The following is a 15527-nucleotide window of genomic DNA, read 5'->3' on the forward strand; positions in this document are numbered from 1 at the left end:
CAAAAAAGTGATAGGCACCTCAAATCTTGAGGTGCCTACATTCGTCTTGGTGCGTCGGACAGGAGTCGAACCTGCGACCAACTGGTTCGTAGTTAGTTTTACCACCTAACAACACTTAACAAGCATTAACTCTCTTTCAGTCAAATCGTAGTGTTATCAATGGTCTACAGCTTTTAACTTAACTTGTATTAACAATAGTTAATATGCATTCTCGATCACCACGTTAGCAAAATGTTAGCATGTCTGCCCTTATATCTACACTAGACAGCATCATACTATATCGCTTGTACAATTGATTGTTCTCCTCTTATCCTTTTAACCATACTATCTCTGTATAATTTCAAAATAAATGGTTATAATTAAATAATATTAGTTATAATGTGTAAAATTCTTTATAATTGCATATAGTAATAGTGTAGCACCCTTGACGCAACTTCAATAGTATGTATGTTAATGCATAGCCGTAGTAGTTGTGGTATATCAACTAAATGTACTCCAAACAGCAATAGATCTGTATTGCATTTGTCATTACATTGTGTTACACTTTATTCAAACAATCCTTTACTTATAGTTTGGGATATATAAAGGTTTCGACTACTGAACCCGAATCAGTGGTCATTTTTCTTTTTTGGTGTCCATTTAGGACTTGTCCTTATTTTTGTAGCTGTATGCCCACTGTCGGCAACATATGCAGTAACAAACTTTGCCTTAATACCTTTTGTGAATCTTATAATGACAACATAATCATCTTCTGTTATTATAGCCACTCTTCTACTATTATCACAGGTTTTGCTTTTGCTATCATATCCCTCATATAACTCTGCATACTCATCTTGCAATACTGATTTTATCCAATCTATTCTCTCAGCTCTTTTTGTAGAAAACACATCCTTGCTACCACGTCTGTCACTACTTTCAAAGAACGCATGATCAAACATATCTGAATAGAAGTATACTTCTATTCCATCAAAAGTCTGCGTTGGACTACTCGCATCACAATAATTTTCTATAAAGTGCTGCCTATACTCTTCTATGTCTGCATATGAAATTAACTCTGGACGCATTTATTTACGCCCCCTGACACTTAAGTTTATATTGAACACATTGAACTTGCTTTCATTTCTACTAGTGTTGCCTACTTCACAACCTAAGTATTCCTCAATTCGCTTTACAATTCCTAATTTGGATGGTGATTGTCCCTTTTGTCCTAGATTATACTTATACCCTACTGCCCCCATAATTACATCTTCAAGCTGTAACAGAAGCGATTCTTTTGAATCAATAGCTTGTATTAACTTAACTAAACTGGTCCTATTAACCCTATTTACTATATCTCTAAGTTCCAATATACGGTTACTCATTTTGTTTACTTTATAATCCGTATATATGCTATAGCTATTATTAGTACTTGTCCAGTGATATATAAGTTGGTAGTAAAACTTATAAAATCCTAGTTCATGGTCATTGTCATTAAATAATTCCATATCAACCTTCGCAGCATCTACTACTACACACCTAAACCTCACTTCATTGTTGTAGCTAAAAAATAAATCTATAAGTTCTTCATAAAAGCTATATTTATTATTAGAAACATTATTCCATTTTATTTCACCATAGACACTATGCTTCGTCATTAATTCTTTGATCTTGTCCTTTAGCTCTTTCCTTATACTTTTATATATCCATATTCCTCCGATACAAATGTACCTATTAGTATCGTTTATCTGCTCCTTGTTACAGAACAGATCCTGTCTGCTCTCATCACAATATATCTCTATTTCCATGTACTCTAATCACCTGCCATTCATGACTCTTCAATACTAAGAATTATATCACATAAATACATATATAAACAACACATCCAGATGGGGAAAGAGGCTTTTGATACTGTAGGTGTTTATTAGTCTTGTTTTTGGTCTGCCAACTATTTATCTTTTACAATTACAATATCCCCACATCCTTTAGCACGTTCAACTCAACTATCATATTCAACCTTCCTATTGCCATTTGATCAATTTGTTTTGTACGATGTACAGCGGAGTTTCATCCCACTAATTTAATTTTCATAGACTCAGCCAGGTCTATGACTTCACATAATTGTTTGGTGGCTTTTGTTATCCAGATCACTTCTATATCAACTATTGTATCACCGTGTTCAACCCTATCTAATAGCTTATTAGGATCTTTATTACCTGTTTTAGTACCACTAGCATGCTTTAGATATACATTGCCACTATCAGCGTCTAAAGCCTTTAGTTCTCCTGCTTACCTTGTTAAATTAAGCATAATATCTAGTATGTTATATTAAAGGACTTCACCATTTTATGTAGAACCCTATAATAGAAGAAGGCGGTGATTATGTATGAAATTGCTCCTCAACTTAAGGATAGAAAGATATCACTTGTAAAATTCTCAGATGAAAAGTGGACTTTAGAATCGCTACAAAAAGGAACCCTATATCTAAATACTTTAGAGTACTTCCGGAAACTAGAGAAGGAAACCAATGAACGTGGTATGGGAGACGATAACGAAGGAAGACTTATACTCACAGATTTAAATATGAAGGTGTATGATAATAAAACTGGAAATCTAATTCTATCAGGAAAAGCAAAGTCAAGTGCGATAACAACTCAGGAGGATTCGGAAAAGCATGTATTATGTACTAGCTATATAGACTTTAGGAGCCTTGAAATAATTGAGCAAGGAAAAGACTATTTCAAAGCTAATATATTTTATACAGAAGAACAAAAGACAGAGTTTAAAAAACATTTTGGTAAGTATGCTTTAATTATATCCTTTACAGAGTTTGTTAATAACATAAATGATTCCTTTAAAGCTCAAGGTATAGACGGTACTGGCGGCAAAGTAAAATATAGTAATTTCTCCATAAACTATAAAAAAAGATTAGACCCATTTATAGGTAATACCTCAGATAATGGAAAGATTTATACTTTAAGAATCAACAGGAGTATAGGTTAACCATTTTGAATAGAGACTCAGATGAACCTATAAAAATCCATGTTGGTGACATGTCTAATTATTCAGCTATAATTACTTCAGAAGAACTATTTAATAATGGGTTAATCGTAGAATCTCATTTTAATCCTGAGACTGACGTAATTGAGTTAAATAAAGGTATACAGTAACGATCAAGTATATATAAGCAACTATTCACCTTATATCTTAACCTTAGTATCCAGGTTAATTTAAGAGCGTATAGGAATGCTATCATTACATTCAATTCTCCTGTGCCGAACATCATATAAAGTCCCTAGGCCCCACTGAAAGCTTGCGCTTCACTATAAAAAGTTCCTTGTTACATCACTTATCCCATAGTCTATACAACTGTGAGTGTTAATTAGTAATCTTCTTAAGAAGGTTATTTTTCAGCATCTAAATACAGTTATTCGGAAATTCCGAACAACTGTATTTAGCTTACATATTAATTCCATATAAATAATAGACAGCATAAAGTTAAACCTTCATGCTGTCTGAAATCAGTACTAATTATAAATCCATACCATTAAGTATATCTTTAAGCTTCTTTAAATCCTCCACAGACAACGTAACTCCTTTACCCATCTTCTTATGCTCTGAATCCCAGTCTCTAATATCATACTTTGCTTCTTTATCATTCCAAGAGATTAGATTTAGTTCCTTTGTCCACCCCTTTGATGACTCTGAAAGAACTCCGTTTGCTTCTTTAATCTCAAATTTTATATTCGCCATGTTAATTCCTCCTTTATTTCATTACATCATTGAGTAAAGTATCATAACTATCTATAACTTCATACTTCACAGTGCCACTACTGATCTTCTTAAAATGCTCTCTTGCACAGTGTATCTTGAGCTCTTCAACCTTACGAAGCTGCATAGAGGACAAATCTCCTTTAGTTTCAGCAACAAAATAAATGTGTTTTACTTTACCTTCATGGAAAGCAATGGCCCAGTCAGGGTTATATTTACCTACTGGGGTGTTTATGTAGAAACCACCTGGAAGCTTCACATAAACTGCTACTTCCTCCCATTTATCTAGTTCTGTAGCAAATTTCTTTTCATTCTTTGAGTCATAGATAATGTGGTCATAAAGATGCTTTTCTGCTTGCATCGCATTTACTCCAAGCCTGCCTTTAAATGTAGGCCCTGTAAAGATATCTGTAGAATATGCCTCTTCAAGCTTGTTATATGTTATGTGTTCAATGATAACCGTTGCCTTCTGTTCATTAATAAGGTTTGAAGCTTTTATAATAAATTCTTCTGGATTACGATGAAACTGCTCAAATGTAACTTTCTCAATTCTTCTTAATATCTCACCAACTGCACTCCTAGTTAGGCCTGTCTCAGTAACAACCTTTCCAATTAGGTCATACTTAACATTTGTGTTAATTGCAGAATCAACCTTACTCGTTCCTCCAGTTATTTTAGTGAATGCTTCCCCGCTTTGTAGTGCTTCTTTGGACTTGATGGTTTTCATTTCTCCATGCTCTACCTTGAAGAATATCTGAGATACCCTAAGGTCCTTATTCATTGCTCGTATAGATTTCTCTATTAATTCTTTCGTATCAAAATCCACAACATAGGCTGACTTTGAGTTGATCTTACTCCAAAGTGTTTTAAACTCTTTCATCTGAAGTTTTGAATCATTCAACTTCAATTCAATATTATTACTTCTAGCATCTTCGGGTGCCATAGTCTGAGGGTTATAAATTGTATCTAGAATATTGATGATGTCTGCTTTGTATGGAGCAAACTCTTCTGCTACCAGCAACGTACCACCTTTAATATCTTCGTAGTATTTTTCTGTTAATGTATTATCGTCATCAATATATCCATTTCTGATAAAACTATTAGTTAGCTTATTAGCAAGCTTATGATCAATAACCTGTTCATTTAACCCATTTTCATCCACAATTACCTTGTTTTCAAATAGGTCAGCTGTTACTTCTCTTGGCCTATCTGCAACAACTTCTGCCATTTCTGATTGAAGTCGTTTTGCAAAACTATCATAGCTCTCGTTGGCAATTATAGTAAGAACATTAACATTATGGACATCTCCACCCAATACATTACTATCCATACGTTCACCATTATTATTGACACAAAGACGAAGTCCACGTCCAACCTCTTGGCGTTTACGGACATCTGAGCCACTCTGCTTTAGGGTACATATCTGAAAAACATTAGGATTATCCCAACCCTCACGAAGAGCAGAGTGTGAGAAAATGAAGCGCACAGGTTCTTTTTGGTCCAACAACCGTTCTTTATCTTTCATAATCAAATCATAAGCATCCGCATCATCAGAAGTTTTTTCCTTTTTATCTCCAATTTTGCTATTTGCAAATCGTTTGTTTTTCTTGTTATCCTGCATGAGTTTGATTTGATTTGATTTTATTTAGGTATTTGAAATAATCGTCCTCACCTATTGCAAGCTGCCATTCGGCAAGTGCAGCGTCGTACTCTTCTTCGAAAACCTGCGCATATTCACCATTTACTGCTGTTCCATTCTCGTCATATTGCCTATATTTAGCCACCTCATCAATGAAAAACAGGGAAAGAACTTTAATTCCACTAAAAAATAGTTGCCGTTCTCGCTCTAGATGAGTCTTAATTGTTTCTCTAATCTGAATACGATGAATATGGTCCTCATTAACAGCTCCAATAACATCACCAGAAGAAATAATAACTCCATTTGTAAATTCAACTGTATTAGTTAGCCCATTAATTCGTGACACTCTATACCCTTTATATTCCTCCAACCCACCAGACTGCTCATATAAGTTATAATCTTCCGTTATAATTCTTGATGTCTTTCTTGCACCACTTGATCTTTTAATCTCAAATTCCAATGTAGCTGTAGGAGGATGGTCACCAGACAAATTTATCTTTTCAAGATACAAATAGCTCTCTGTTGCCGTAGTTCCAGAAACTGAAATTCCTTTAACAGCGATTTTTTTAACCAGTCTCTTATTATATGCCTCTAAAGCATCAAGACGATAGATCATGTTATATATAGAGTCTTTTTTATGCGTCGCTGAATAACGTAATGTCATTAAAGGCTTAAAGTCCTTTAATCTTTCCTTGGTTGCCGCACCTTCCACTGATTGTGGCTCGTCAATAATCAATATGGGATTTGTTGCTGCAATGACATCAATTGGGCGTCGTGATCGAAAACTGTCCATCTTCATATAAATACGTCTAGCATCTTTCCCTCTAGCATTAAACGCCTGGGAGTTAATAATCATAACATTTATTCCGCTATCATTAGCGAACTTATCGATTTTAGTTAAATCCTTCGAGTTATAAATAAAGTAACGGATCTTCCTATTATATTCTTCAGCAAAATGTTCACAGGTTAAATCAAAGGACTTGAAGACACCTTCACGGATGGCGACTGAAGGTATCACCACAATGAACTTGCTCCATCCATACCGTTTATTTAATTCAAACATTGTTTTAATATATGTATATGTCTTACCTACACCCGTCTCCATCTCAACTGTAAGGTTATATTTACCTTCAAGCTTTGTAGATGTTTCAATTTGGTACTGCCTTTGTATCCTATTCAAGTTCGCTTTTATAACATCATCAGATATTAGAACTTTTTTATTATTAAAACCTGTGAAGTCAGTTTTACTTACAATGCTTAATTGCTCTAATCTATTTGCTCTTCCTTGATCAATAACATAAGTAGATGAGAGCTTCGGCTGGCCCGCAAAAACCTCACATACCGCTGTAGCCGCATCTGATTGGAACTTTTGATGTTTAAATTTTAACTTCAATTTTAACCACCTCCTATATTACCTTAACTCTATTTCTTACTTCCTCATCGTTACATTTAAAAAACTGCTTAAATATTTCTAATAAATTAATTTTACCTTGACTGGTTGCAAAACTACTATCTCTAAATACTACACGAAGCGGTTGGCGCTTTGCGATTTCTCTAACTACGCTTTCAGAAACATTTTCTGCAAAGCAAGCAACAAGAGATCCGTTATCAACAGTATGAACTGTAACATCCTCAATCTCTTCAATCTTATGGCTTAATGATAAAGTTAACCCCCAATCAAGTATCACCCCGTATAGTAAATCTAAATCTGTACGATCTTCTTTAATATTAGACTCTAGCCCTTCAATCATTGACTGGCTATATTCATTGGCAGCATAGTAGACGTCTTTCATATTGGCGCTATCTACTTTTAAGACCCTTAATCCGATATCAATAAGAGGCTTTTCCTCTTGCTTTATTTCCATCTGTGCATTATTCTTGATTAACTCTTCTTTAATCTTATCTCCAGCACGCCGAACTCGATCTTTTCCTATTTCACAAATGGTATTATAGCCAGCCTTATAATCTTCACCCTTTTCATCGCATACTTCAGGTAACTGAACCATAATATATTTGCGGTTGCCTCCATCCTCAGCATTAAGTAACATAGCTGCATGTGCAGTAGTTGCAGAACCAGAGAAAAAGTCAAGAATTATATCATTTGTATCAGGATTAGTGGCTTGATATATGATCTTTTTTAATAAACTTACTGGTTTAGGATATGAAAATGATGCTCCATCAAATAAATTTCTCAATTCCGTAGTAGCTGTTTGTGTACTACCAACTTCTGTAAAATGCCAATATGATCTGGCCACTACATCTTTAGCTTCAGTTAAAAATTGCTTTCTTCTAGGGCTTTTTGATTGACCATTAGCTCCCCAATAAAGCAACCCATTTTTTACATTTTCTTTATGTGTATCTTTTGAATAAGCCCATACTGCATTTTCATTTGGATAAATCTCTTCACCTGTGTTTGGATTAACTATAGCATAATATAAATTTGGCCTTTTTGAGCGACTTTTGTTACACGTATAAGCCGCAGAGTTCCAAGGACCGCGTGGGTCATTATCTGCATTTTTATAATACTTATCATGTTCAGCTGTTCTCTTCGTCCTTTTAGGAAACCAATTGTTTTTATATTTCGCATAAATCAATATGAATTCATGATCACCACTATACCATTGTGAATCGTTAGCTGGTGATACCCTTTTAATCCAAGGAATCTGTTCAATAAAATTACTTTCACCAAAGACCTCATCGCAAATTTTTTTTAGGTTAGCAACTTCATTATTATCAATACTAATAAAAATTACCCCATCATCAGCAAGTAAATTCTGGGCAAGCTTTAGTCTTGGATATATCATACTGCACCAGTCACTATGAAATCTACCATTTGATTCTGTATTTTGAAAAAGTTGATTTTCCTCTTCATCATAGCGTCCTATTTGTTCATCATACTCATCTTTATTTATTGTAAAATTGTCTTTATAAATAAAATCATTCCCGGTATTATATGGAGGATCAATATAAATCATTTTTATACTGTTTAGATAGCTTTCTTGAAGTAATTTTAATACATCCAGATTATCGCCTTCTATATATAAGTTACCAGTAGTTTCCCAATCCTTACTCTCATTAATGCACGGACGAAGTGTCTTTCGAATGGGAGTGTTCCATTCTACAATAGCCGCCTTTTTGCCAGCCCAATTAAAGTCATAGCATTCCTCACCATCAATTACATCACTAGCTAGTTCTTGCTTCAATAACTCAAAATTAATACCTCTTTTAAGATTACCACCCTCATCAATCATTTCTGTTATAACATTAGGAAATAGAGCCCCTATTCCTTCAATGTTCTTCTGCGTCATATTAATACTCTCCATATTTAACTTGTCCATTTTGATACCTCCACCTTTTTAAGGTCATTTTGAAGTTGTGTTTTAGCTTTCCTCAATTCACCCATAAATTTTACTTGTCGGTTATACTGTTTTTCGTTCTTAACTTTAACTTCCAGCTTATTAATATAGCTCTCGAGCTTTTCCAATTCTTTGCCCTTTGTAACTGCCTCTTTTATATCTGAACCATCATCTAGCTGTAACTTGCCATCTGCGACTTGCAACATAAAAGTCTCATAAATTTTATCTAAATTCAACCCCTCAATTTTCAACGATAAATCATCATACTTTAACCAATCTGTTTTATAATAGCTATAAACCTTGAATTTACCTTCACGGCTCTTGCTGTCTTCTTTAAAGCTAATCCATATCTGACCCAAGTCCTTGTACTTTACCACAAACACAATGTGATAGGAAATCTCACGGTCAATTGCCTCAATGATATTCTTGCTAATACGTTGTTCCTTTAATGCAATCTCAAAGACTTCGATTTCTGTAACACTTTCACCAGAACTAACATTAAGGGTTTCAGGTGACAGTTTGTTTTTCCAATAAACAGTATCAATCTCCTTCACAAACTGCTGCTCTAGGCCGCTAGACACACTTAGTTTCTCATAGAATTTTTGCTTGGGTATCTTCTTATTGAATGCAGTACTTCTAGGAAAGTCCAACATCTACTTCACCACCACAAAACATATTAGTTCAAAGTCGCTTAAGCCACTTATGTTGCTTCTAAGTGCTGTTGTTCCTCCTGCTTTAAACAGGCTATCTATATCGCTATCCTCATTAACATTAATAATAGACGCAACTGTTTCTTGGAGAAGGTCAGAATACTTAATCATATTCGCACCGTCATTAGTGCTCTCATTAAACTGATGGCAAAGTTCTACAATAGGTTCTGTTTTCCCCCTACATATGAGTCTTAAAATATCCAAGGTCTTCTTTGGATTAAGATGATCAGACACAACCTCACCATCATCTGAAATATAGACCATATAAAATGGATGGAGCCTATTTTGATTCTCTGCATTTACACCCTTATTGATATTCTTGAGAACGAATATTACTCCTGGTGGAACTTCTTTTCCAGCAGAAGATACAATTGCGTGCATTCCAAATGGTGTCTTGTCTAAATCAGGGTTGTCCTTAATATATCCAATTAGATCCATACGGAATTCATTAAGCCCTAAATCCATGATGGACACACCACTCGACATTTCTTCTATATCCACAACTTCATTTTGAAGTCTCTCTAGCTGTTGTTTGCGGTACTCCAAATCACCCTTGTCATCATCAATAGGGTTATCATCACCAGTAGATGTCATGACTGTAATCTTCATTCGAGTTTCTACCCTTGTCCTTAATTTGATATACTCGTCTAGGTCTAAATCCGGCCAAAAATTCACCAGTTGAATTACATCATTTTTACTTCCAATACGGTCTATTCTACCAAATCTCTGTATAATGCGGACTGGATTCCAGTGTATATCGTAGTTGATAAGAAAGTCACAATCCTGAAGGTTCTGACCCTCTGATATACAATCTGTTGCAATCAACATATCAATCTTTGCTTTTTCATTTGGCATAATTAAATGCTTTTCCTTAGATATAGGTGAGAAGCACGTAAGTATTGTATTAAGGTCAGTTTGAAGCTTTGGCACTGTGGTTCTACTACCATTACCACCTATCACCATTGCGGTGTCCAATCCATATCTTTCTTTAAGCATCTTACTTATATGATTATATCGGTACTCGACCGTATCTGCGAAGGCTGAAAATATAATAATTTTCTTGTTGTCTCCATTTATAGGATTTACCATCTTATTTTCAATGGTCTCCATCAATATGTTTAACTTCTTATCCTGGCTTGGGGTGATAATATCAATTCCAAGAAGTAACTCTAATAGAACGTGTCGGTCTTCCTTTAAGTCATCTAACCAAGTCTTATAATCCATATCCAATAAATCTATTTTAACCTTTTTACCAACGGAAAAGTAATCTGTATTCTGATCATCCATATCAAAATCACGATCGTTGAGATCTCGTAATTCTATAATCTTGTCAGGATCATAGCTTTCTATCTCTTCAATGGTTTGCTCTATCAGCTTTAATATACGATTAACAGTCAGTCTAAAAGCATATACAGAGCTTTCCAAACGCTTGAGCAAATTGATTCGCATTAGAACCATAATTCCTATTTCACGATCTGACTGCTTAAAACGTGTGTGACCCATATCAGTACCATACTTTGCTTCATACTTTTCTATTTTACTATCGAAAATATAGTCCAAAGGGGTATATATGCTAAGGTTCAACGATGACAAGTGTTCATATATGTCGTTGTAGTTAATAGCATGTTGTAGTGTAGTCAATCCACAACGAATAGATATAGGTTTCTTCCTTTGTGGAAATGATCCTATATCTGTAGTATCATAGCACCTCTCAATATGCTTTCTTGAACGTGCTATAGTAACACTATCTAGGAGTTCAAAGAAGTCAAAATCAAGCATTTTGAGAAGATTCTCTGTTGTCCTCTCGGAAATGTCTAGACCACTCCATACATTAAATGATGTTTGAGCTCGCCTGAAGATAACCTCAATATTATTCTTTGTATTCAGCTTATCATTGATTAAACTCTCATCACCTTCATAAGCTAATGCCAATTGATTTTTCAAATCATTAAAGCGATTATTCACTGGAGTTGCGGATAGCATAAGAACCTTTGTCTTTACACCTTTTCTAATTACTTCATTCAAAAGCCTAAGGTATCTATTTTCCTTTTCCCCAGCCTCTCCAGAGGTCTTTCCACCATTCCTGAAGTTGTGTGATTCATCTATCACCACTAGATCATAATTCCCCCAGTTGATTCTATCCAAGGGGATTCCATTTGAATAGCCTCTGGTTCTAGATAAATCTGTATGATATAACACATCATATCGTAGCCTGTCCCCTACAATAGGATTATTAAGCAGATTCAATTTGAAAGTGTTCCAGTTATCCATAAGTTTTTTAGGGCATAACACCAAAACCGACTTGTTACGGTTCTCATAATATTTAATGACCCCAAGGGCCGTATACGTTTTTCCCAGTCCTACACTATCTGCTAGGATACAACCATTGAACTTTTCAAGCTTATTAATGATTGCTAGGGCAGCATCTTTTTGGAAATTATAAAGCTTCTTCCATATAGCACTTTCTTTAAAGCCTGTTGCTTCGTCTGGAAGTACATCCTCTGATATATCCTCTAAGAACTCATTAAAGATATTATAAAGTGTTGTAAAGTACATAAACTCCGGTGGATTCTCCCTATAAACAGTGGTAATATTTTTGATAACTTCATCCGTAACGTCGTGAAGCTTTTCCTTATCACTCCACACCTCATTAAAAAGTTTGAAGTACTCATCACTGAAAGGCGCTTCAAACCTATTGACCATATTATATATGTTGTTACCTTTCTCACATCCAATGTCAACAGTTGTAAAGCCATTAATAGGCATATATGTAAATTGAGTGTCATCATTTTGAACATTGATAAAACCACCCATGTTTTCTTGTGTAATGTTTGTTTTAAAAGTTGCTTTTTTACGCACCCACTCAGCGCATTCTTTTGCAATTGCCTTTTGTGTTAACTCATTACGTAGCTTGACCTCAAACTCTGTACCATAAAGACTTTTCTCTCGGTTAAGCTGAGGAATGTAGAATTCTCTTTTTTCTTTCTTTGCTTTCTCCGTAGTAAAGGATGGTAACGTAAATATAAACTTTAGTTCATCAATGTTTTTGAGCTGAGCCTTCAGCTCTTGGTAGGCGTATATTGAAAAATAGGATGCGGCTATAGCAACCTTGCTATTCTTCTTCATAACAACGGCTAGATCATCCTTTAATAATTCTCGCACATTATCTATTATCTTCATTCCTTAGTTCGCCCCCCTCGCTAATCTAACAACCTTATAAAGCCTCTTCTCTCTTTACATAACATAATTATAATTATACTCTCTATTAATTAATTATTCTATAACCGTCTTCAATATACAACAGTTACCATAATCCATAGGTATTTAATATCTTTGTTATCGACTTTTGTCTACACTAACACAATCACATTCTAAAAATGATTAACCGTTTCCTACTCAAGAATTTAATACAAACCGTTACATTACTAGCATTTATATATGGTTTCTAACAAGATAATTTCAACACACTTTTGTTAAATTACTATTGTCATGTCGGAATTGACACATATTTATACATTGTTGACTTTTTTTGTATGATGATATACTATGTTATTGTTCAGTAAAATTCTTCTTACTTTAACCCAACGAAGAGACACTATCCAGTATAACAGGGAGGGCTAGCTATGAACATAAAAAAGTATACATAATTGAATACGATGAGCATGGTAATGAAATTGATAAAAATTTAATAGCAGATAATAATGAGTTACTCCAATTACTCCATATACGTGGTAATCATCTAATATATAAAAGATTCCTATTAGATAAAAATCACAGGGATTTATTCAGTAGTGAGCAATGGAAAATCATTGAAGATTGCTCTAATTGCATACAATCGTTCAAAAAGCCTGGAGCACATTCTTATTCACAATTTACTTATGCAACAGTAAATGAGCAAGATATAAACTTTTTTAAAGAGCTATTTAGTGAACCAAAAGAAACATTAGAACTAATTATAAAGTTATGCAGAACTACAAACTGGGCTGGTGAAAAGTTTTGGTTATTACCTCATACAGGCCATCCATCTCTCTATTACAATTATAGAGAGATTCGAAGTGTCTACACTTGGGTAACCAATAGAGATGGAATCAACTACGCAGTTAACAATAATGGTATTAAGACCTCGGACTTTGTCGATAGACCTTCTAAAAAACAAGCTGTGTATCAAAGACGAAAAGGGAGAAGAGTAGTTTTTCTATCTTTTAATGATTACAAAGAATATGCAGTACATGAAGGAGAACTGATATAGAGAATATATAATGTCAGTAATCTATCACTACCTACAGAAGGTTAAGGTGAATAAATTTATTGGAGGTATGGATAAATGCCAAGAAGAACTAAAGATCTTGAAACAATATTTAAAAAAGAGTTGATGGACATTAATAAATCAAGAGTATACAAGCTTAACGCTGGTGAGTCTATTGTCGATGGCAACAGTATCCAACTTCCATGTATAGCTGAATATCAAGGTAACCGCTATATAGACTTAGCATATAATTGGAGTAGCAGAAAAGGCGCCCCTGTTCAAAGAGGTATCTTTGTATCTGGACATGCAGAATATGGAGTACCTACACTAAGAGATTTAGATACTTTAGTTGCACTAGAGAGTATCTTTATCAAAAATAAAACTGATAACGGTATTTGTGAATTAAAAACTGAGGATCTTTTAGACGAGGATCTGTATATCGACTTCACAATCAATAAACTGTCTAGGGAATTAGGATTTAACTCAATTAATAATCACACAAGAGATCTAATAAAAAGAAGTATAGAGGTGCTTGTTGCAACAACTATAACAAATAGTTATAAAGGAGGACTATATGATATAAGGACTAAAAAATATGATAACGATTTAAGTTCTCAATATCATTATATCGAAGGTTATACTGGGTACGAAGAGACTGATGTATCCGGAATCACAAAAATTGTTGATGTAACTAAAATAAAAATAAGTAGATTTTTTTATACTATGATAGTTAATAATTATAATTTAATTTACGATAAAACATTGTATGGGAAAACAAAGAATTATACAGCTAAGAAGATATACTTACTAGCCTTACTGTGGATGGGTAAAAATAATTACACTACTACTATGATAGATACTTTAATAGAGTGTGTTCCAGTTGCTCAGAAGGAAATACAGTACAAACGACAATACATTAAAAAGGCTTTAAGTGACCTTAATGATAATCTTATGTTGAATATAGTATATGATAAAAATATACCCAATAAGATCTATATGTGCAAGCCGAGTTTTGACTTAGATATTAAAAACCTTCGTTAACTAAAAAGGTTTCCCCCTATAGTGAAATCGTAGAAGGTTTAAAAGACTTTGACTAATGTCAATGAACGATTGTAAGGTAACCTATATCTACTTGAAGACAATTAGTAATAAATTAAGTATAGCCACTTTGAAAAATAAATATAAATCCTCTCGGTACCAGACTATACATATAGAGGAGAATTCTTTAGTTTCATGCCCCACCCCCTCCTAAGTATAAAATTAGATTCGGTAGAGTAGTATTGCGCCGTCTTAGCTCTCCTAAAGTATTTGTTTGTCTTAGACTATAAAACCTTTGCTAAAGATCTTTAGCATCACTACTGTCAAACTGTGGCCATTACTTTACAGTGATATACAGAATAGACTCTCCACACAATAATAATATCTATATTCCTTAGGTACATTTGGTGTTCCTTATATATGTCTTTTCTATTTATAAGTTTATAAATATCTGAATGGGTTACTCTTTTATCATTATTAAAACAATACAATGATGAAAGAGTAACATTTATTAAAGCTAAAAACAAACATTATAATCACATTAATCACATATATGGAAGGGTCGATCCACAGACTTCAACCTTACACCTTCTATATGTATATTGGATATAGCTTTGACGTTAGTTAATACTGATATATATGATATATTCCTGCGAATAACAAAAGCACCTACCATTCTAGTGAACCGACACCTGTCAAGTAGACACGTAAAATAATTAAAAATGTATAAGATGATGCGATCAAATTGTTGGTCGCATTTCTTATGCAGTGTGTTTGTTCTTCTTTGCTTC

11 protein-coding genes are annotated in these 15527 nt (G+C 34.1%); 3 read left to right on the forward strand and 8 right to left on the reverse strand.

Annotation, left to right across the window (positions count from 1 at the left end):
- Window positions 1-608: 608 nt before the first annotated feature.
- Both KPL55_RS21185 and KPL55_RS21190 read right to left on the reverse strand, forming a co-directional pair.
- The gene (locus KPL55_RS21185) at window positions 609-1064 is read right to left on the reverse strand and encodes a hypothetical protein (protein ID WP_216308750.1); all 456 of its coding nucleotides are present in this window, start codon (window positions 1062-1064) and stop codon (window positions 609-611) included.
- Window positions 1065-1784 (reverse strand): DUF3800 domain-containing protein, encoded by a 720-nt coding sequence (locus tag KPL55_RS21190; RefSeq protein WP_216308751.1) that lies wholly within the window; start codon window positions 1782-1784, stop codon window positions 1065-1067.
- A gap of 574 nt (window positions 1785-2358) precedes the next feature.
- Here KPL55_RS21190 and KPL55_RS21195 point away from each other — a divergent pair.
- Both KPL55_RS21195 and KPL55_RS21200 read left to right on the forward strand, forming a co-directional pair.
- The gene (locus tag KPL55_RS21195) at window positions 2359-2979 is read left to right on the forward strand and encodes a hypothetical protein (protein ID WP_216308752.1); all 621 of its coding nucleotides are present in this window, start codon (window positions 2359-2361) and stop codon (window positions 2977-2979) included.
- Window positions 2980-2984: 5 nt separating this feature from the next.
- A complete protein-coding gene (locus KPL55_RS21200; protein WP_216308753.1) occupies window positions 2985-3146 on the forward strand; it encodes a hypothetical protein in 162 nt (53 codons plus the stop codon).
- A 361-nt stretch (window positions 3147-3507) separates the two neighbouring features.
- Here the strand turns inward: KPL55_RS21200 and KPL55_RS21205 are convergent, their stop codons facing one another.
- From KPL55_RS21205 to KPL55_RS21225, 6 genes are read right to left on the reverse strand one after another with little or no spacing between them, the layout of a single operon-like run.
- Window positions 3508-3729, reverse strand: a complete 222-nt coding sequence (locus KPL55_RS21205; RefSeq protein ID WP_216308754.1) for a YdbC family protein — start codon at window positions 3727-3729, stop codon at window positions 3508-3510.
- Between the two features lie 13 nt (window positions 3730-3742).
- Window positions 3743-5368, reverse strand: a complete 1626-nt coding sequence (locus KPL55_RS26830; RefSeq protein ID WP_376770487.1) for a restriction endonuclease — start codon at window positions 5366-5368, stop codon at window positions 3743-3745.
- Window positions 5358-6779 (reverse strand): DEAD/DEAH box helicase family protein, encoded by a 1422-nt coding sequence (locus KPL55_RS26835; RefSeq protein ID WP_376770489.1) that lies wholly within the window; start codon window positions 6777-6779, stop codon window positions 5358-5360. Before KPL55_RS26835 ends, KPL55_RS26830 begins: the two co-directional genes overlap by 11 nt.
- 13 nt (window positions 6780-6792) lie before the next feature.
- On the reverse strand, window positions 6793-8724 hold the full coding sequence (locus KPL55_RS21215; RefSeq protein WP_216308755.1) for a site-specific DNA-methyltransferase: 1932 nt from the start codon (window positions 8722-8724) through the stop codon (window positions 6793-6795).
- On the reverse strand, window positions 8712-9395 hold the full coding sequence (locus KPL55_RS21220) for a DUF4391 domain-containing protein (protein ID WP_216308756.1): 684 nt from the start codon (window positions 9393-9395) through the stop codon (window positions 8712-8714). Before KPL55_RS21220 ends, KPL55_RS21215 begins: the two co-directional genes overlap by 13 nt.
- A complete protein-coding gene (locus KPL55_RS21225) occupies window positions 9396-12632 on the reverse strand; it encodes a helicase-related protein (RefSeq protein ID WP_216308757.1) in 3237 nt (1078 codons plus the stop codon).
- 1144 nt (window positions 12633-13776) lie between these two features.
- Between KPL55_RS21225 and KPL55_RS21230 the strand changes: the two genes are divergently transcribed.
- Window positions 13777-14739, forward strand: coding sequence for a hypothetical protein (locus tag KPL55_RS21230; RefSeq protein WP_216308758.1), 963 nt, complete (start codon window positions 13777-13779; stop codon window positions 14737-14739).
- The last annotated feature ends 788 nt before the right edge of the window (window positions 14740-15527 follow it).

Origin of the sequence: Clostridium lacusfryxellense, assembly GCF_018861735.1 — a bacterium.
GTDB lineage: Bacteria > Bacillota > Clostridia > Clostridiales > Clostridiaceae > Clostridium_AD > Clostridium_AD lacusfryxellense.

Bases quoted from the DNA above. Each gene is read 5' to 3' on its own strand.
- KPL55_RS21185 (WP_216308750.1), bottom strand. From the start codon at position 1,064: ATGCGTCCAGAGTTAATTTCATATGCAGACATAGAAGAGTATAGGCAG.
- KPL55_RS21190 (WP_216308751.1), bottom strand. From the start codon at position 1,784: ATGGAAATAGAGATATATTGTGATGAGAGCAGACAGGATCTGTTCTGT.
- KPL55_RS21195 (WP_216308752.1), top strand. From the start codon at position 2,359: ATGTATGAAATTGCTCCTCAACTTAAGGATAGAAAGATATCACTTGTA.
- KPL55_RS21205 (WP_216308754.1), bottom strand. From the start codon at position 3,729: ATGGCGAATATAAAATTTGAGATTAAAGAAGCAAACGGAGTTCTTTCA.
- KPL55_RS26830 (WP_376770487.1), bottom strand. From the start codon at position 5,368: ATGCAGGATAACAAGAAAAACAAACGATTTGCAAATAGCAAAATTGGA.
- KPL55_RS21215 (WP_216308755.1), bottom strand. From the start codon at position 8,724: ATGGACAAGTTAAATATGGAGAGTATTAATATGACGCAGAAGAACATT.
- KPL55_RS21220 (WP_216308756.1), bottom strand. From the start codon at position 9,395: ATGTTGGACTTTCCTAGAAGTACTGCATTCAATAAGAAGATACCCAAG.
- KPL55_RS21225 (WP_216308757.1), bottom strand. From the start codon at position 12,632: ATGAAGATAATAGATAATGTGCGAGAATTATTAAAGGATGATCTAGCC.
- KPL55_RS21230 (WP_216308758.1), top strand. From the start codon at position 13,777: ATGCCAAGAAGAACTAAAGATCTTGAAACAATATTTAAAAAAGAGTTG.